Here is a 17205-nt window from a genome sequence, read left to right as displayed (position 1 = left end):
AGATGACACGCATGCCAAAAAAGTACTTCAAGCTAACCCAGGAGGTTGATGGTTCTGGAGGCTGGGATCTTGGCAATCCCACGAATCCGCAGGGCTTGGAGGTAGACAACCCATGGATGTACAGGGAGGGCATGCCAGTCTCGGAGTCGGGCCGCTTGAAGATTCCCATCGGTCGTCCGGGCCGGGTGCTCGACTTCACCCTCGCGGGCTTCAGCATCCCGGTTGTTCACGTCCGTGTGGCTTCCCTTTTCATGGAGCTGGCTCCTCGTGACACTCAGCTTCTTTCGGTGGACATCCAAGGCCAGCCAGACTCATTCCGCATCCTGGTGGCGACACGGCTCATCCGGTGCATCGATGACGAGGCATCCGCGGAGGTGGAGTACTGGACGCCGGAGGATGGGCGACCCGAGAAAGAGGGGCAGTATCGGGACGTGTACGGCATGCGGATCGACACCGCGAAGGTGGGTGACGCCAAGGTCTTCCGTACCTGGGGATGGACCATCGCGCTCATCGTCTCCGAGGAGATCAAGGAGGCGTTGGAGCACATCGGGGCCACGGGGGTGAAATTCACGGAGGTGTAGTGGAGTCTTCCTGGGCATCGGGTGTCCCACCATCCACGCTGGTTGGAATAGGGCGGGATTTGGGCACAGGCCAGAGGCACTGGCCCTTGAACGCGACGGTCTGGCGTGGGCAGTTCGGAGGCCGTTGCCTGAGTGAATGCCAACACGCGCCGGACAGCTCCACTTCGAGTCCCTCCGTACAGGGCGCCAGCTTCTGATTCCTCGCGGGCAGTGGTGCCTGCTCGGACTGGACGGAAGCCGGGTCGACCCGCACGTCCGTGGCCCATTCCTCATCTGGCACACGGACGCTTGGTGTGACCAGTGCGAGCCGATTCAGCGGCACCAACATCAACAGCACCGCCGCGGCGCACACGAGCCTCCGGGTCCAGCGACCGCGCCGCGCCACGTGCACGGGGTCGGGAGGCGGTGAGGTCCACGAGGGCTTGGGCCTCGGGGGGCGGACGAGGTGCCGCTCGGGGAGCGCCCCTTCCTTCTCCGGTGGACGCTCTTCCCACTCGAAGATGCTCGAGTCCCATGCGGCCTGCTCCCCGTGGGTCGCCGCGACCAGCGCCGCGTGGAGCGCCGCGCCACTCGGGTAGCGCTCCTGGGGGTCCTTCGCCAGCAGCCGGACAATCACGTCACTCAGGGCCCGAGGCACCCGGGGATTGACGAGCACGGGCGCCAGGGGTTGCACGTGGACGATGGCGAACTGCAACAGCTCCGAGGGCAACCACTCGGAGAAGGGGTAATGCCCGGTGGTGGCCCGGTACAGGCTCACGCCCAGGGCATACAGGTCATCGGTGGGTTGGAAGGTGTAGTGCGTGCCGGGGCTCTCGGAACTCCGCCACAGGAAGCGCACCGCCTCGGGGCTGAGCAGGTACAGCGTGGCCGGAGGAAGGGGGCCCGTGGTGAGCGGAGCCGCGCCCTCGTACCAGCCCACGCCGAAGTCGAGCAGCACCGGCTGCCCATCCGACGCGCGCAGCAGAATATGCTCGGGCTTGAGGTCGCGGTGCAGCACGCCTCGGGCATGCAGCTCGCCGAGGGTGCGCGCCACCGTGGCGCCCGCGCCCGCGAGCTGACGGAAGGTGGTGCCTTCCGTTTCCGCCCATACGTCCAGGGCCTGGCCGGGCACCCAATCCATGACGAACCCCAGACAGCCCTCGCGGGGATGGGGCCAACGGGCGCAACCGTGGAAGCCCACCACGTGGGGATGGGCCGCCCGGGTCATCATCAAGGCCACCTCGCGCTCGGCCCGCTCGTCGCGCGCATGAAGTGCGAGTTTGAGCGCGTAGAAGTCACCGGGATGCTCGGTGTCCTCCACGCGGTAGACGGCCCCCTGGCCGCCCATGCCCAGTGGCTCCACCACTCGCCAGCGGCCCACCTGAGTCCCTGGCGCCAGGGCCTCCGAGTAGAGCGTTGCCTCTCCAGGGTTCGTGGACATCCTCGCACCTCCGCACGCGTCCAACAGGCAGGAGGCGATTTCATACTACGAGGGCGGGGTGGATGTAACCTCGGACGGAGGGACACGGGCTCGCGGCGAGGTGACTCGAAAGGTCATGGAAGGTCTCCCTCGGACCGTCCTGGGACGCCACCCCACGGACTCATTCGGGGGGCTGGAAGCCCGTGACCCGATCGAGGCTCGCCTCGTGGAAGCTCGCGCCCGTGGTGATGGCCGCCGTCAGGTTGGCGCGATCGAGCTGGGCGTGGTCGAGACAGGCGTTGGTGAGATTGGCACGTTCGAGCTGGGCCTTCTCGAGGTTGGCATCCCGGCAGTTGGCGCCTTCGAGGACGGCGTCGCGCAGGGCGGCTTTCTCGAGGTTGGCGGAGCGCAGGTCGGCGCGCGTCAGGTTCGCGCCGTCGAGGTTGGCACTCTCCAGGTTGGCGCGCCGCAGGTTTACCCGGGACAGGTTGGCCTCGCTCAGGCGGGTGTCTTCCAGGTTGGATCCCTCCAGGTTTGAGCCCTCCAGGTTGGCTCGGGCCAGATCGGCTCGCTCGAAGTTGGCGCCCTGGGCCTTGAGCCCCATGAGGTTGGCGCCCACCATCCGCGCTTTTTCCAGGTTGGCGCCATCGAGGTTGGCGTCCGCGAGGACGACCTCGCGCATGTCGGTGTTCCCCAGGTTGGCGCCGCGCAAATCGGCCTCGTGCAGGTTGGCGCCCGAGAGATTCACGTTCTCCAGGTTGGCGCCGCGCAGGTTGGCACCGCGCAGGCTCACCTGGCGCAGGTTCAGATTCTCCAGGTCGGTGTTGGAGAGGTCCGCGCCATCGAGCACGGCCCGGGAGAGGTCCACTCCTTTCCGGGTCGCCACCGTGAGGGCCTCGCTCAGGCTTCCCTCATGACTGAAGAGTTCCACGCCTTCCCGCTTCCTGATGTACGTCGTCATCGCCCGTGCTCCTCTGGAAGTGAGCCTGCCCTGTTTTAGTGGATCTCCCGCATATTGTGTGCTCGCCATTTGGGTGGCGAGTCGTCTGCGACGGAGCGGAACTCGGCGTGTCTGGTGGTCTCGGCGGGATCAGGTCTTGGACAGGGGGGCAGGTCCGAGATGAGAGGGATCCCACATGTACTGCTCGGTGGGCGTGAGTACCATGTTCGTCAACCCGTGTCGCCCGGCGAAGTCCTTGAACCGCTCGGAGACGACGAGATCTCCCACCAGTCCGCGGGGACGAAAAATGTCCTCTCCCCGCCACGATCCTGGCTCCAGGACGAATCCGTGGATGGCGTCGACGCGAGTCAAACGGCATTCCGGGCAGGTGGGGGGGGCGGAGATACGCATCTGGTTGAGCACCGGGTCCACCGCCGCCGGGCCGAAACGGGTCGAGACGACGAAGTAGCTGGGCGAGGTGAGCGGCTCACGCTTCTTCTTCGTCATGCGGCGCACCTGGAGCACCTCCACGGGATGGAAGCCTTCCAGCCCGGTGAGACCTTCCGCGCGAAAAGCCTCCGCGAACCGTTCGGAGATGAGGAACTCATACGAAGAAGTCTCGATGAAGTCCCCGAGTTCTTCCCCGTGCAGTTCCAGCTTGACCCGATAGGGAGGGAGCCACTTCAACATCCCAACAAAGCCATCACACCGTGGGCAGCGAGGTGCATCCGCGCGGTTGATGGGCTCGGCCTTGTCGAGGTCGGCATCGTAGCGCGACCCATGAATGCCTTCTTCCAGAACGAAGAAGCGCGGGGATGTCGAGGTGTCAGAACCCATGGGGGAACCTCGCTATCATCTCCGGGCGCCCGTAGATCTCGCGCAACTTGTCCATGAACTCCTTGGGAGTGGCACCGGGTGTGCGCTTGAGCCAACGAACGACTTCATCGTCTATCTCGCGGTGCCACTCCTGGTATCCGCAGTGCGCCTGTTCGTCCTTGGCCCGAGAAACGAAGCGTGGGTCCCGAGGCTTGTAGAGCCCCCGGAGCCTGGGGTGCTCCTCCAACCCCCTGGCGATGGGCCGGGAGATGAGATGGTGATTCTGCCCCTTGCAGTGGGGCGGCTCGGAGGACTCCAGTGTCTGGGACAAGCTCTCCGCCGCCGCCTGGAGCCGCTGCTTCTCTTGCTCTTCCCCCGCCTTCCAGGTGGCTTGCTCCAGAAGTCCCTGTACCTCGTCCAACACCTGCGCGGCCTTGCGCGCATCGTCCCCCGCGAGCGTCATGCATGCGCTCACCATGCCTTGCTTGCAACTGCACACCAGCGACGTCTCACCGGGTGTACACGCCACCTGCGTCAGCACCACCAGCATCAAGCTCGATAGCATGAGGCATCCTGGGCCAGCCACCCCTCTCGGGTCTACTCCTCGCTTCCGCTGCCCCTTCGCGCGAGCTCACGGAGGATGTTCGCCAGGTCTCCTTTCTCCTGGATGACGAAGACCCCCTCCTTCGCTGGAGAGAGACGGAACGGGGGAGGACCCCATCGGCTCGCGCGGCACGCCGAGCTGACGCGAGTGATGAACGGGCCTGGACGACTCCCTGCCCGACCCGCCGGTGCGCGAATGCACCGAGCGGAGTCGGGGTTCGAGCGGATTACTGCGCGGTGTCGACCCGGGTCTCGATGACGTCCTGCACGCTCTGGGCGACGTCGGCCATGAAGTTCAGGCCGGTCTGCTGCTCGATGGAGCGCGCGGTGACGCGGTAGTTGTGCCAGTCCGCGCTCTTGGAGATCTTGCTGTCGCTGTTGGGCATGACGACGGCGATGACGCGCGTGCTGGTGGTGACGTTCGTCGGACCCTGGCCGGTGGCGTTCATCACGGTGATGACCTTCCACGTGGACGTGGGGACGGCCACCTTGCCGCTACCGATTGTGGAGATCGTGCCCGAGTAGATGGGGCCGGACATGATGAACAGCTCCTTGCCCGATGAGACCAGCGTGCGCGAATAGGACTCGAGCTGCTCCCAGGGGCCCTGGTTGTTGTTGGGCGCTTGGGGGAGCATGTTGGTCAGATAGAAGGTGTTGGAGTTGTCCGTGGTGTTCAGGGTGCGGTCCGCGGACGGACACATGTGGCCCCGGTCATAGCCCGAGCCCGAGTAGTCGGCGAGCGATGCCTGGGGGATGCTCGAGGGCAGTGTGTTGTCGGGCCGGAAGGTATCCTGGCGCGAGGTGCTGCCCATCCATGACTTGTTGAGCTGCCAGGCGGTCCAGTTCGGCGTCTTGCGCGAGCCGTTGTAGGAGATGACGTACTGGCTCTTCACCGAGAGGTATCGGTTGGGATTGGAGGTGCTGGTGGTGGAGCTGTCCGGCATGCCCAGCTTCAGGTGCACGCTGATGCTCGCGCCCGCGGCACTGGAGTAGGAGCCAATGTCTTCCGGCGGGACGCTGGTGTTTTCAATCCCTGGCGAGAGGGAATCGAGGGCTTCATCGCCCTCCTGGGGACCACACGCGAAAAGAACGGAGAGGGACGCAACCGCGGCACCGCGCACGAAACGCTTGAGGAACATTCTCATCCTGGGGGAGAAAACCGCCACCCTGCACGCCGCCCTGTGGGGAGGGTTTCTCGTAACATGAGAAAATCGAACCCTCCAGAATCGGGCGTGTGAATAGCGTTGGGGACTTGTCACAAGGGGCGAACTCGACGGGACGTGACGCCTGGGCGAGCATCCCTCGGCGTGAACACCCAACGCGCCGCCGTGCTGAAGTCGCTGCTCCTCTCCGCTCACGGTCTGCTGTTCATCAGCGAGACCGATGCGCCCTTCACTCCAGTGGATGCTCCCGGGTCGCCGTTCGCCTCACTCGATGACGCCGCCGTGCGCCGTCTGGCGGGCCATCCGGACGCGGACCCGGTGGAGACGCGTGGCGTGGACGAGTTCTTTCGCAACGCCGTGCAGGAGCAGCCGTGGCACACGCCCGAGGAAACGGCGACCGTGAGGCGCTACCGAGCGCTGGTCGCCCTCCTCCATGCCTCGCTGCCGGATGCGAGGGTGTACCGCGTGGGAGCGGTCTCCATCGACGTGCTCATTCTCGGTACGGGCCCAGGCGGTGGCGCGCTGGGCCTCGCCACGAAGGTCGTCGAGACCTGAGCGCTCGGCAAAACGCGCTGACCGCTGGTTCCCTGGGCACTCGCTCCAAGGCGGAGTCAGGGCGTGGAGGCGGAATCCGCGGCGACGTCCAGCGGACCGAAGTCCTGCTCGATGCTGCCGATAGGGCTCATGGCCGAGCCCCAGTAGATGCCGACCAGTTCCACGTCCTGCTCGGAGTCCGCCACCCGGCGGAAGACCGGCGAGCCGCTGTCGCCGTCGTACCCGGCGCCGTCGCCCTTCATCTGGCAGAACAGCCGGGTGCTGCCATTGAGGGTATTCACGCAGGAGTGGGTGACGAGCCCGGACGTCCACCCGGTACGCTGGCCCACCTTGTGGATCTTCTCCCCGACGGCGACGTGGTAGGCCTTGCCCACGATGCGGAAGAACGGCTGGGCCTCGTCGATCTTGAGCGGGGCGATGCCCGTGGGCGCGCCGCCGGTGTAGGCGTTCTCCACCTCGGTCCGGTAGATGTAACCGTGCTTGACCGAGGACTGCACACCGGCGTCGTACTCCACGTACGCCGCGTCACTGAAGCGGCACACGTTGGTGCCCGAGCACGTGTAGGTCACGCCGTCGTAGACAACACTCGCGTTGCTCCAGAAGAGCGGATCCTCCGTCGTCACGCCGATGCGCGGTGAGCCCTGGTAGTGGACGGTGCCCTCGTTGGTGCAGTGGGTGTTGGTGAAGAAGCCCAGCGAGCCATTCCTGCGCACGTTGAATCCGAGCGTGCAGAAATAGATGTAGCCATTGGAGAAGCGCTTGATCTGCTGCCCAGCCGCCAGGGGGCGATTCTGCTGGTGCACGTAGGTGAAGGCCGTCTGGTGCTGCTCGTTCGGCGCGGCCTGCTCCAGGTGCACGGCGTCCGCCGGAATCAGCAGCCGGGCCATGGCCGCCGCCACCTGCTCGGGGTCGGGATGGGTCATGCCCAGGGTGATGCGGTTGTTCACCTCGTCCACATCCGTGAAGACCAGGCCCGCGAGGGGCTCCGCCTCCAGCCGGCCGCGCCACCGGTTCAGATCCTCGAAGTCGTAGCGGCCCTGCCGGGCGAGCAGCGTGTCACTGCCGCGCACGCCCCGCGCGGACAGCAGCTCGCGCACCGCCGCGAGCTGGTGCGTGGGCTGGGTGAGCACCACGTTCAGGGCGCCCGCGCTGTCGTAGTAGTACCCGCCAAAGCCAGGCACCCGCCGGGACAGCCGGGTGAACTCCTCGTCGATCGTGAGCGCCCGTGCCTCGCCGGACGCGTCCGGCTCGACCGGCGTCCCGCACCCCGCCGCGCTCAGCGCCATCAGCAGCAACACCCCACGCGACGTCCGACTCCGCCTTGCGTTCATGCGTCCAACCCTCCTTGGCTCAGGACCGGAGGCCCTGGGAGATCCAAGGAGATGCCAAATAGGTGAAGTTTGATCAAGCGGTAAAATTAGTTTTCCCAGGAATCATGGGCGCCGGGGGTGGGGTCGGCGGGCCGGTGGGGTGCGCGAGTGCCTGATCTGCTCGAACTCGCAACAGTAAAGAAATTCTTGTCCTTGACCGACAAAACATTAACAAATTGCGTCAGCGGTCACGTGCTATTTCCTATCTCGTCCTCCAAACCACTTCCTGGAGAAAGCCCGTGTCCGCGTCTTTCAAAACCACTCTTCTCGCAGCTCTCGCCGCTTTGACCCTCGGTGCTTCGGCTCAAGCCAGTCCTCCAGGCACCCAAGAAGTCTGGCGGCACCACATCAATGCCTGGAACGACAAAGACGTAGCCGCCATCACGTCGGATTACACGGACAGCTCCATCCTGATTCTCAATAATCAGGTCTTCCATGGCAAGGCGGCCATCGCGCATGTGTTCAGTCAGTTGTTCCAGATCTTCAGTACCGGCGAGAACAAGGTGGATCCACCGACCATCCATGGCCGCACCCTCTACATCACCTGGCACTATGCGCCGAAAAATGAGAAGACGTTCTTCGGCAGCGATTCGTTCATCGTTGAAAACGGCAAGATCCAAGTTCAGACCATCGCTTCCGAACTCTATATCAGCCATCCTGTCACGCATTGACCTCGACGAAGTGAACCTGTTCCGGCTACGGGCTGACCCGCACTTCAGGTGAGCCCATGACTGCGAGGACCGTCGCGGCGGCAAGCACCATGTGGGACGCTACCTGACGTCGTTTCGCGCCGACGCCATCCGCGAGACCCTCGCCGCCTTCGCGGCCCGCGGACGGCTCGGCCGCGGCTGACGATTCGCCGCCTCGTGCGCGACAGTGGGCGCTTGGCGCTCGAACGGCCTGTGAATACCTTGCCGCGACATCGGAGAGGGGAGTTTCATGGGACGAGGACGCGAGCCGTGGGTGCTGGCGGTGTGTCTGGGATTGATCGGATGTGGTTCTTCCCCGACTTCATCCGCTCCACGGGAAAGCGCGGGGGCGGCGCGGACGGCTCCCGCGCCGGACCCGAAGTCGAGCGCACCATCTCCCGTGGCTACACCCTTGGAGGGCGAGCCGTCCCTGCCCCCGCGCGCGTGCATCCCGTGGATTTCCACCGTGCCTCCGCTCGAGGCCACGGCATGCGGGGTGACGTCCGTGTTCGCCCATGGCACCTCGCAGCGGGCCCGGTACGACGCGGACAACCGGTTGCTGGAGCTGCGCACCTACGACGCCGTGGGAGCGCTCGCCTCGGTGGAAACCCACACGTGGTGGGAGGACCTCGAGTTGCGCGGCCGCGTGGACTACGCCGATGGACGGTTCGAGCAGACCGAGTGGACCTATGACGCGTGGCGCAGGCTCCTCTCGCGTGTCACAACGGGTTCGAGTCGATCCAGTGCGAAATCGCTCGAGTTCACCTACGACGCGCAGGGCCGCGTCGACGAGGTATTCGGCGCCTACAACACCTTCGAGCTCTGGAGCCAGTACGCGTACGACGCTCAGGGTCGGCTGGTGTCCATCAACACCGAGGGCGTGATGTGCGGCGGGGGAGAGACCCGGTGCGCGACCTTGTCCTACTGGCCCGATGGCCAGCTCAAGCGCCATGCGTGGATCGAAGGCAGGTATAACTCCTACGTGGACGAGTACAGCGCGCTGGGCCAGCTCATCCACTCGACTTGGGAATTCACCGACTCGAGGGGCGAGTCCACGCGGGCCTACGACGCGGCGGGCCGTCAGATCCGTCTCCGCGAGGACCTCTTCGCCCCGGTCTCCCAGCGCGCGTTCCACTCCCTCACCACCCGGGTCCACGATCCGGGCGGATGGCGCGAGCGCTTCGCGCGGGATGCCCTCTGCTACGAGCCCGTCGAAGGCAGCGGCTGCGATCCGGACGTCGACGAGACCCACCAGCGGCTCACCCGCCGCACCACGCTCATTTGTGGCACGCAGCTCGTCGCGCTCGACGAGTGGGACAGCAACGAGGACGGTGTCGTGGATGCCCACCGCACCCACGAGCGCGACAGCACGGGCCGGCTCGTGCGCGAGGTCTACTCGGGCACGGCGGGCCTGGATGCCGGACCCGTGCGCCGCGACTTCCAGTACGACTGCCCCTGAGTGGTTCACCCGCTGGAGTCGTCTCGGGCTCGCTGCCGCGCGATGGCGCGCAGCAGGGCCTCATCGGAGAGGGCCCTGAAAGAGTGTCGAAAGAGTGTCCTGAAAGAGTGTCAGAGAATTTGAGCTGAAAGAGTGTCAGAGAATTTGAGCAGTACGGCCAGGTAAGACCTGAAAGAGTGTCAGAGAATTTGAGCAGTACGGCCAGGTAAGACCCGAGGAGGGAAGGAGAAGAGAGGAAAGCGGGCCGAGTAATTACCCCGGCGCCACTGGGCCGCGGCTTCTCGGAACGCGGTGACGAAGGCACGGTATTGCTCGCGCAGCTCTTTCAATGCCTGACGCGTGGAAGCATGTCCCAGCGGACGGGGGCTGCGCTTGAGATGCTCGGGCCGGGTATGCGGGTGCTGAGCCTGCACGGCCATCACCCCCATGACGGACCTGCCCCGCGTACAGGCCTCGGCCTCCACCTCCCGCAGCAACGCCTTCACCTCGCGTTGCCGCTGCTCCTCCTCGAAGCCCTCCCAACATGGCAGTGGTGCCAGCTCCAACGCCACCGGCTCGGCCCAGTCCTCCGCGAAGCGCCCCCTCGCGTCTCCCCCGTCCGCGTGCCCCCGTTTGCTCCAGCGTTTCGTCCAGTTGAACCACCGGAACAACCGGCGTGCTGGTCCCAGTAACTGCGGCAGGCACGTGAGGCCTGGCCACTCGATGCTTCTTTCCACCAGTCCCTCCTTCACTCCATGGGCGAGCACGTAGCGCAACCGGCCCACCAGCGCCGTGTCGTCCAGCACGGGCTCCGCCGAGTACCTTCGCTCCCAGAATCCGCCACTCCAGTCCACCAGCCGCCCCACCTTCCTGGAGAGGTTGGCGCGCAGGTACTGCATGAAGCCGGCGAGTGCCGCTCCCTTTGCCCACACCAACAGATGGAAGTGATTGGAAAGAAAGGTGAAGGCATGCAGCCTCACGCTGCCATTGCTCTGCTCCACGGCCCGTGCCAACACTCCCCCCACCACCTCGTTCACCTCCGGGCTGGGATGCAGCAGCAGCCGCCCCTGGAAGCACCTGGATGTAACGAAATAGTAGCCTTCCTCCTGGAACATCCTCAGCGGCCAGCCCATCCCCTCTCCCGCGTGCGCTTCGCGAGACGGAGTGCACTCAGTGGGCCAGTCCTCAAGAGCTCGGAAATACTTGGAGAGCGGTGGGTTCACCCGTCCAGGTTGAGTCTCGTTCTCGCCAAGTCCCGTTACGAGTCCTTTGACACCGGTCCGGACACCGGTCCGGGGACACAGTTATGGGGTTATGGACACCGGTTCCGGGGTTCCGGTTCCGGGTTCCGAGTCCTTTGACGCCGGTTCCGGACACCGGTTCCGGGACACCGGTTTCGGGTCACGAGTCCTTTGACACCGGTTCCGGGTTCCGGGTTACGAGTCCTTTGACACCGGTTCCGGGTTACGAGTCCTTTGACACCGGTTCCGGGACACCGGTTCCGACACCGGTTCCGGGTTACGAGTCCTTTGACACCGGTTCCGGACACCGGTTCCGGACACCAGTTCCGGGTCAAGGGGTCCCTCCGTGCGCGACGTAACCCAGGTGCCCGTCCGGACGCACCCACAGCGAGGTCCACGCACCCCAGTCCTTCTCCCGAGCCGGGATGTCCGCGGTGACGACGTTCGTCCACTCCGCCCAGGCGGCGGTCAGCGCGGGACGCGGGGCCGAGTCCTCGCGCCGCAGCAGCAGCCATCGGCCCTCGTGCATCAGCGAGTAGAGCGAGTAGAGCGAGTGGCTTGCGCCCTCCGTGCCGCGCAGGATCAGATCCGGCAGCCGTCCCCCCGGGAGGCCCGACACCGTGTCCAGTCCGGGTGGCGCGGGCAGTGGAGGCTCGGCGTAGGCCACGTCGAGCGCGGCGATCTGCTCGGCCAGCTTGCGGTTGGCATCGGGCAGGGTGAGCAGCGCGGAGACGGTCTCGCGCAGGGCCAGCCCGGCGGGGTTGAACGTGGAGATCAGGGCGGTCTGGCTCAGGGTGTTGCGCAGGAGGCTCGCGCCCACCGGATGACGTTCGCGGTGGTAGCTGTCGAGGAGTGCTTCCGGGGCGAGGCCGCGCAGCACGCCCGCCAGCTTCCAGCCCAGGTTCATCGCGTCCTGGAGGCCAACGTTGAGTCCCTGGCCTCCCGCGGGCAGGTGGATGTGGGCCGCGTCGCCCGCCAGGAAGACCCGGCCCGAGCGATAGGTGGCGGCGAGCTTGGTCTCATTGCCGAAGCGCGACAACCACAGCGGCGAGTGCATGCCGAAGTCCGAGCCCTCGATGGAGCGAAGCGAGCGCGCCAGTTCCTCCAGGGTGACGGGCTCGGAGACGGGCACGCCCGAGCGGAGGGGATCATTCATCACCACCCGGTGGTGGCGGCCATCCCCGAGCGGAGCCACCATCAGGGTGCCGTGTTCGTTCACGGTGGTCCACGCGGGCTGGTCGGGAAGCGTGCCGAACACGACGTCGCCGAGCATCAGGCTCATCGTCGTCTCCGTGCCTTGAAAGGGGATGCCGGCCAGGGTGCGGGCGATGCTTCTCGCCCCATCCGCCCCCACCACGTACCGGGCCCTCACCCGGAAGGTGCCACCCTCGCGCGTCCCCTCCACGTCCACGCCCTCGGGATCCTGCCGGAGGCCGGTGACCTGGTGACCCCGGTGGATGTCCACGCCCAGCTCCCGCGCGCGCTCCTCCAGGAGGGCCTCGGTGACGGCCTGGGGAATGAACAGGGTGAAGGGGAACGCCGTGTCGAGCGCGGAGAAGTCCAGACGGGTGTCGAGCACGCCGTAGTGCGCCGTGGGCAGGGGCAGCCCCCGGGCGAGGAATCGGTCCGCGAGCCCTCGCAGCGCGAGGATCTCCAGGGAGCGGGGGTGCAAGGTCATGGCGCGTGACTGCTTCACGCGCTCCGTCCTCCGCTCATGGACGGAGACCGAGACCCCTGCCAGGGCGAGCTCACACGCCACCATCCACCCAACCGGACCACCCCCGACCACAGCGACATCCACCGTGTTCCGCATGGCGTCCTCCTTGGGAAACTAACGCCGTTAGATTCACCTAACGCTGTTAGTTTTCCGAGTCAAGTGGAGGGTCGGCCATGCGCATTCAGCGGGAGAAGGTGGTGCGAGCCGCGTTGGCGTTGCTGGACGAGGAGGGAATCGAGGGGGTGACGATGCGCAAGCTGGCGCAGCGGCTGAAGGTTCAGGCGCCCTCGTTCTATTGGCACTTCGCCAACAAGCAGGCGCTGTTGGACGGGATGGCGGACGCGCTGGTGGAGTCCGTGGCGCGGAGCGTGGACCCGGAGGCGCCGTGGGACGAGGTGCTGCGCGGGGTGGCGGCCGAGTTGAGACAGGCCCTGCGCTCACGCCGGGACGGGGCGCGGGTGTTCGCGGGGACGTACGTCGTCACGGAGAATGTGCTGCGCGTGAGCGAGGCGATGATCGGGGCCCTGCGGCGCGCGGGCGCGTCCTCGCGCGTGGCGGCGTGGGGCTGCTTCTCCCTGGTGAATTACGTCCTGGGCTTCACGATGGAGGAGCAGGGGTTGGAGCCCCGCTCGGGCATCGATGCCGCGGAGTTCGCCCTGCGCCGCGAGCGGTTCACGACCCTCGCGCCCACGCGCTTTCCCCACGTGTTCGAGGCACTCGCCGACATCTTCGATGAGGATCTGGACGCCCGGTTTGTCTTTGGCCTCGAGCGGCTCATCACCGGGTTGAGGGCCGATCTCGATGGGAGCGAGCGGCTTCCCGGCCCGTGAGAACCAGGCCGACGGAGGACCAGGGCCCCGCCTGCCGGGCTGGTGCGTGCTGGCGGGTGACGGGGCATTGCGTTAGAGCCGGGAAACCGCATGACCGCCCCCGACGCCTCAGCCCGCCCCCCCTCCGTCTTCCGTCACCGCGATTTCCGCCTCTACCAACTGGTGCGCCTATGCGCGGTGTTCGCCATGCAGGTGGAGTCGGTGGCCATCGGCTGGCAGGTGTACGAGATGACCGGGAGCGCGCTCGCCCTGGGCTACACGGGCCTCGCGCAGTTCCTGCCCTTCGTCTCCTTCGCGCTCGTGGGCGGACAGGTGGCGGACCGGGTGGACCGGCGCGCCATCCTCATCGTGTGCCAGTCCGTCATGCTGTTGTGCAGCCTGCTCCTGCTGGCCTTCTCCCTGGGCCACATCCGGGATGTGCGCTTCGTCTATGGCGTGCTGGTGCTCTTCGGCACCGCTCGGGCCTTCTACGCACCCGCGAGCTCCGCCCTGGTGCCGCGCCTGGTGCCCGCCGAGGAGCTGACGCGCGCCGTGGCCGTCAACTCCAGCACGTGGCAGGTGGCTACCATCGCCGGCCCCGCCGTGGGCGGTCTGCTCTATGGCTGGGGGGGCGCCACGGGGGCCTATGTGGGCTCGGCCGCGCTGTGCGCGCTCACCGTGGTGGGGATGCTGTCCCTCAAGGTGCGCACGGGCCAGGTCTCCCGCGAGACGTTCTCCCTGGAGACCCTCTTCGCGGGCTTCCGCTTCGTGCGGCGGCAGCGGATGTTGCTCGGCAGCATCACCCTGGACCTGTTCGCGGTGCTGCTCGGCGGCGCGGTGGCCCTGCTGCCCATCTACGCGCGGGACGTGCTGCACACGGGGCCCTGGGGCATGGGGCTCTTGCGCAGCGCTCCGGCGGCGGGCGCGGCCGTGATGGCCGTCTTCCTGGCGTCTCGTCCCCTGGGGGGCCGGGCCGGGTGGAAGATGTTCATCGCGGTGGCCATCTTCGGCCTGGCGACGCTCGTGTTCGGCCTGAGTCATTCGCTGCCCCTGTCCCTCGTGGCGCTGGGGGTGGCGGGCGCGGCGGACATGGTGAGCGTGGTGGTGCGCAGCACCCTGGAGATGGTGGCCACGCCGGACGAGATGCGCGGGCGCGTGGGCGCGGTGAACATGATGTGCGTGGGCGCCTCCAACGAGCTGGGGGAGTTCCGCGCGGGAGCGTTCGCCGAGCACATGGGCGCGGTGTCCGCCGTGGTGTCCGGCGCCGTGGGCACGCTGATCGTGGTGGGCCTGTGGGCCTGGGGCTTCCCCGAGCTGCGGCGGGTGGACCACTTGGAGCAGGCGGCGCGCGAGCCCCTGCCGCCCGAGGCCCCCGAGGCCCTGTCCGCGCCTCCAGCTCACTGAGCGCGGGAGGGCGCGGGCTCGAGCTTCCGCCACAGCTCCAGGAAGACGCCGTTGGTCCAGCCGAAGCCCGCGACGTTCAGCGCGTAGCCCTTGGTGACCTGGACCTCGGTGGTGCGTTTCACCACGTCATACTTCTCGCGCAGGGTGTGTTCGCGGCGGAAGTTCTCGGCGACCATGTCGAGGAACTTCCGGGACAGCCGGTCCGCGTCCGCGTCGTGGCCGTAGCGGCGCAGCCCCTCGATGGCGAGCAGTTGGATGGGGGCCCACCCGTAGGGCAGGTCCCACTGGGCGGACGTCTCGCGGGTGCTCATGGCGAGACCTCCGGGCTGCTCGAAGAGCCCCAGGTTGCCCGCCACCGCCTTCGCCTGCTCGCGTGAGGCCAGCCCCGCCCAGAGGGGGTAGAAGGTCGTCGCGTATTCGTAGGTGGTGCGCTGGCCGGACTCGGTGTCGTAGTCGAAGTAGAGGCCGCGCTGGGCCTCCCACAGGTAGCGGTCCACGAGCGCCTTGCGCTGGCGGGCGCGCTCCTTCCACTCGCGCGCCTCCGCCGCCCGTCCGAGCCGCGTGGCGATGAACTCCAGGTCCGTCTCCGCCTTGTAGAGCAGGCTGTTGAGGTCCACCGCGGCGAAGTGGTGCGTGCGCGCGCTGAAGGGGCCGAAGCGGAAGGAGATGTCGAAGCCGGATTCGCGCATGGCGCGATCGCCCTGGTAGAAGTCCGGTGTGAAGGTGACGGACCGCTGTGCCGTGCACAGCGTGGCGCTCACATCGCGCTGGCACACCTGGGTGATGAACACCGGGGCCTCCGCGCTCTCCGGGGTGGAGCCCTGGGGCGCCTCGCGCAGGAAGGGCTTGCCCTCCTCCGGGTGGCTCAGGAAGTAGCCCACCACGTCCCGGTAGTAGCGCGCCTGGTCGTCTTCTATTTCCGGCACCGGTCCCAGGCCGAAGTCGAAATAGCGGGACAGTCCCGTGGTGCCCGCCAGGTGCGCCTGCTTCATCCACAGGCCGTGCTCACGCACCAGGGAGGGATAGGCCTCGGTGAGCCAGGCGCGGCCCGCCGCCTCGTCCAGGCCCTCGTGCACCGCCCTCACCATGGAGGTGAGGAAGGGCGGCTGCGAGCGCGACAGGTAATAGGTGCGGTTGGCGTTGAGCACCGCGCCGTAGTGCTCGAGCTCGAAGAAGAAGTTGCGCACCATGCCCTGGGCCAGTTCCCGCCGCCCGTCGCGCACGAGCCCGCGGACGATGAAGTAGCTGTCCCAGCCATACATCTCGTTGAACCTGCCGCCGGGGACGACGTAGGGGTGTTCCAGGTAGAGCAGGCCGTGGGTCCCGAGCGCGCGGATGTCCACCTGGCCGGGGCCCGTGACGTCCTCGGGCAGCCGCTCGACGCGCACCTGGGGACACTTCTGGCGCAGCCGCCGCACGGACTCGGGCTCGGGGAAGTCCTTCGGAAGGAAGAGGACGGAGCGCTGGGGGACCTTGGGATCCTTCAGCACCTCACACGTGTCGAGCGAGCGCGTGAGCACGTCCCAGGTGCGGGCGATGTACGCGCGCACGTCGGCGTAGTCCGAGGGCGGAGGAGGGGCCGCGCTCGCGGTGAGCGCGTGCAGGACGACGAGCAGTCCCGGCCACCACCGAGGCCCCCTGGAGCGTCGAGCGCCTGCCATATGCCCTCCCTGGCCCCGGACAGGCCGTGCGAGGCAGCAAGCTCGTCATCCCCGCTCCCGGACGCAATGGGACGTTGTAGAAGAACCTCCATGCCTCCGCGTGCCCCCCTCTTCCAACTCCATGACACCGCCCTGCCGGGGGCGGACTTCACCCGTCTGTGGCGCCGGGTGCGCGCGCTGGGCTCCGAGCGGCTGCGTCAGACGTACCAGACGACCTTCTGGTTCGACCTGGGCGAGCCCTCGAACGTGGTGGAGGAGGCCATCCTCGACCTGCGCCCTCGCGTGCCGGTGAAGGGCCGGCTCGCGGGAGTGGAGTGGTGGCTGTCGCGCATGCGCACCACGGACGTCCAGGTGGACTTCCACCAGGACCGGGACGAGAAGCTGGCCCTGAGGGGCGGGCCGCTCGTGCACCCGCGCTTCACCTCGCTGCTCTTCATGAACCGGGTGCGGGGCGGGGCGCTCGCGGTGACGCGGGCCCCGCCGTGCGAGGACAACCCCTCGCTCGCGCCGGACACGGACGACTTCGACCTCGCCGCCCCCCGGCCCAACCGCTTCGTCTGCTTCCGGGGAGACCTCACCCACGGCGTGCTGGACGCCCACAACCAGATTCCCGACGGGAAGCTGCCGGGCACCTCGCGCCTGCGGGTGACGCTGGTGATGAACTGGTGGAACCAGCGCCCCACGGACCTGCCCACCTTCGCCGAGGCCCGCGTCTACCGCTCGCTCGCGTCGCGCCGGCATGTCGGACCCGCGCGATAGAACCGGGTAAGCGGAGGCGGGCGGGGAGCCAGGTCCGGGCGGGACTCGGGCCCAGGGCTC

General features: G+C 67.2%; 16 protein-coding genes. 7 read left to right on the top strand and 9 right to left on the bottom strand.

The window, feature by feature from the left end:
- Positions 1-11 precede the first annotated feature (11 nt).
- Complete coding sequence (locus tag MEBOL_RS12915; RefSeq protein ID WP_095977719.1) at positions 12-581, top strand: imm11 family protein; 570 nt, start codon at positions 12-14, stop codon at positions 579-581.
- Here MEBOL_RS12915 and MEBOL_RS12910 read toward each other — a convergent pair.
- From MEBOL_RS12910 to MEBOL_RS12890, 5 genes are all read right to left on the bottom strand, one after another.
- Positions 568-2001, bottom strand: coding sequence for a serine/threonine protein kinase (locus MEBOL_RS12910; RefSeq protein ID WP_095977718.1), 1434 nt, complete (start codon positions 1999-2001; stop codon positions 568-570). The genes MEBOL_RS12915 and MEBOL_RS12910 overlap by 14 nt on opposite strands.
- Before the next feature lie 160 nt (positions 2002-2161).
- Positions 2162-2941: a pentapeptide repeat-containing protein gene (locus tag MEBOL_RS12905; protein WP_157774918.1), complete on the bottom strand. Its 780-nt coding sequence runs from the start codon at positions 2939-2941 to the stop codon at positions 2162-2164.
- 129 nt (positions 2942-3070) lie between these two features.
- Positions 3071-3757: a hypothetical protein gene (locus MEBOL_RS42760; protein WP_245919711.1), complete on the bottom strand. Its 687-nt coding sequence runs from the start codon at positions 3755-3757 to the stop codon at positions 3071-3073.
- Positions 3747-4301 carry a Wall-associated protein precursor gene (locus MEBOL_RS12895; protein ID WP_095977716.1) on the bottom strand — a complete coding sequence of 185 codons (555 nt, stop codon included), beginning with the start codon at positions 4299-4301 and terminating at the stop codon, positions 3747-3749. The genes MEBOL_RS42760 and MEBOL_RS12895 overlap by 11 nt, the downstream gene beginning before the upstream one ends.
- A gap of 265 nt (positions 4302-4566) precedes the next feature.
- Entirely contained in the window at positions 4567-5478 is a 912-nt protein-coding gene (locus tag MEBOL_RS12890) for a DNA/RNA non-specific endonuclease (RefSeq protein ID WP_170115494.1), read from the bottom strand.
- 168 nt (positions 5479-5646) lie between these two features.
- Between MEBOL_RS12890 and MEBOL_RS12885 the strand changes: the two genes are divergently transcribed.
- A complete protein-coding gene (locus tag MEBOL_RS12885) occupies positions 5647-6057 on the top strand; it encodes a nuclease A inhibitor family protein (protein WP_157774917.1) in 411 nt (136 codons plus the stop codon).
- Between the two features lie 56 nt (positions 6058-6113).
- Here the strand turns inward: MEBOL_RS12885 and MEBOL_RS12880 are convergent, their stop codons facing one another.
- Positions 6114-7388, bottom strand: coding sequence for a chymotrypsin family serine protease (locus MEBOL_RS12880; RefSeq protein WP_157774916.1), 1275 nt, complete (start codon positions 7386-7388; stop codon positions 6114-6116).
- A 278-nt stretch (positions 7389-7666) separates the two neighbouring features.
- On the opposite strand from MEBOL_RS12880, the gene MEBOL_RS12875 reads away from it, so the two are divergent.
- Positions 7667-8098 carry a nuclear transport factor 2 family protein gene (locus MEBOL_RS12875; RefSeq protein ID WP_157774915.1) on the top strand — a complete coding sequence of 144 codons (432 nt, stop codon included), beginning with the start codon at positions 7667-7669 and terminating at the stop codon, positions 8096-8098.
- A gap of 418 nt (positions 8099-8516) precedes the next feature.
- A complete protein-coding gene (locus MEBOL_RS12870; RefSeq protein ID WP_157774914.1) occupies positions 8517-9575 on the top strand; it encodes an RHS repeat domain-containing protein in 1059 nt (352 codons plus the stop codon).
- A gap of 179 nt (positions 9576-9754) precedes the next feature.
- Here the strand turns inward: MEBOL_RS12870 and MEBOL_RS12865 are convergent, their stop codons facing one another.
- Entirely contained in the window at positions 9755-10687 is a 933-nt protein-coding gene (locus MEBOL_RS12865) for a hypothetical protein (protein ID WP_095977710.1), read from the bottom strand.
- A gap of 439 nt (positions 10688-11126) precedes the next feature.
- Positions 11127-12608, bottom strand: coding sequence for an FAD-dependent monooxygenase (locus MEBOL_RS12860; protein ID WP_095977709.1), 1482 nt, complete (start codon positions 12606-12608; stop codon positions 11127-11129).
- Positions 12609-12685: 77 nt separating this feature from the next.
- Here MEBOL_RS12860 and MEBOL_RS12855 point away from each other — a divergent pair, with 77 nt between their 5' ends.
- A complete protein-coding gene (locus tag MEBOL_RS12855; protein WP_095977708.1) occupies positions 12686-13342 on the top strand; it encodes a TetR/AcrR family transcriptional regulator C-terminal domain-containing protein in 657 nt (218 codons plus the stop codon).
- A 90-nt stretch (positions 13343-13432) separates the two neighbouring features.
- Complete coding sequence (locus MEBOL_RS12850) at positions 13433-14725, top strand: MFS transporter (RefSeq protein ID WP_095977707.1); 1293 nt, start codon at positions 13433-13435, stop codon at positions 14723-14725.
- Here MEBOL_RS12850 and MEBOL_RS12845 read toward each other — a convergent pair.
- On the bottom strand, positions 14719-16386 hold the full coding sequence (locus tag MEBOL_RS12845) for a trehalase family glycosidase (RefSeq protein ID WP_095977706.1): 1668 nt from the start codon (positions 16384-16386) through the stop codon (positions 14719-14721). The two genes, MEBOL_RS12850 and MEBOL_RS12845, sit on opposite strands and share 7 nt — an antisense overlap.
- A 90-nt stretch (positions 16387-16476) precedes the next feature.
- On the opposite strand from MEBOL_RS12845, the gene MEBOL_RS12840 reads away from it, so the two are divergent.
- A complete protein-coding gene (locus MEBOL_RS12840) occupies positions 16477-17145 on the top strand; it encodes a hypothetical protein (RefSeq protein WP_095977705.1) in 669 nt (222 codons plus the stop codon).
- Positions 17146-17205 lie beyond the last annotated feature (60 nt).

Source organism: Melittangium boletus DSM 14713, from assembly GCF_002305855.1.
GTDB lineage: Bacteria > Myxococcota > Myxococcia > Myxococcales > Myxococcaceae > Cystobacter > Cystobacter boletus.
The sequence above is the reverse complement of the archived record's forward strand: the minus strand, read 5'-3'. Positions and strand labels throughout refer to the sequence as shown.

Coding starts and splice junctions, on each gene's coding strand:
- MEBOL_RS12840 (WP_095977705.1), top strand. CDS start 16,477: ATGCCTCCGCGTGCCCCCCTCTTCCAACTCCATGACACCGCCCTGCCG.
- MEBOL_RS12895 (WP_095977716.1), bottom strand. CDS start 4,301: ATGCTATCGAGCTTGATGCTGGTGGTGCTGACGCAGGTGGCGTGTACA.
- MEBOL_RS12845 (WP_095977706.1), bottom strand. CDS start 16,386: ATGGCAGGCGCTCGACGCTCCAGGGGGCCTCGGTGGTGGCCGGGACTG.
- MEBOL_RS12905 (WP_157774918.1), bottom strand. CDS start 2,941: ATGACGACGTACATCAGGAAGCGGGAAGGCGTGGAACTCTTCAGTCAT.
- MEBOL_RS12890 (WP_170115494.1), bottom strand. CDS start 5,478: ATGTTCCTCAAGCGTTTCGTGCGCGGTGCCGCGGTTGCGTCCCTCTCC.
- MEBOL_RS12915 (WP_095977719.1), top strand. CDS start 12: ATGCCAAAAAAGTACTTCAAGCTAACCCAGGAGGTTGATGGTTCTGGA.
- MEBOL_RS12850 (WP_095977707.1), top strand. CDS start 13,433: ATGACCGCCCCCGACGCCTCAGCCCGCCCCCCCTCCGTCTTCCGTCAC.
- MEBOL_RS42760 (WP_245919711.1), bottom strand. CDS start 3,757: ATGGGTTCTGACACCTCGACATCCCCGCGCTTCTTCGTTCTGGAAGAA.
- MEBOL_RS12855 (WP_095977708.1), top strand. CDS start 12,686: ATGCGCATTCAGCGGGAGAAGGTGGTGCGAGCCGCGTTGGCGTTGCTG.
- MEBOL_RS12880 (WP_157774916.1), bottom strand. CDS start 7,388: ATGAACGCAAGGCGGAGTCGGACGTCGCGTGGGGTGTTGCTGCTGATG.
- MEBOL_RS12865 (WP_095977710.1), bottom strand. CDS start 10,687: ATGGGCTGGCCGCTGAGGATGTTCCAGGAGGAAGGCTACTATTTCGTT.
- MEBOL_RS12860 (WP_095977709.1), bottom strand. CDS start 12,608: ATGCGGAACACGGTGGATGTCGCTGTGGTCGGGGGTGGTCCGGTTGGG.
- MEBOL_RS12910 (WP_095977718.1), bottom strand. CDS start 2,001: ATGTCCACGAACCCTGGAGAGGCAACGCTCTACTCGGAGGCCCTGGCG.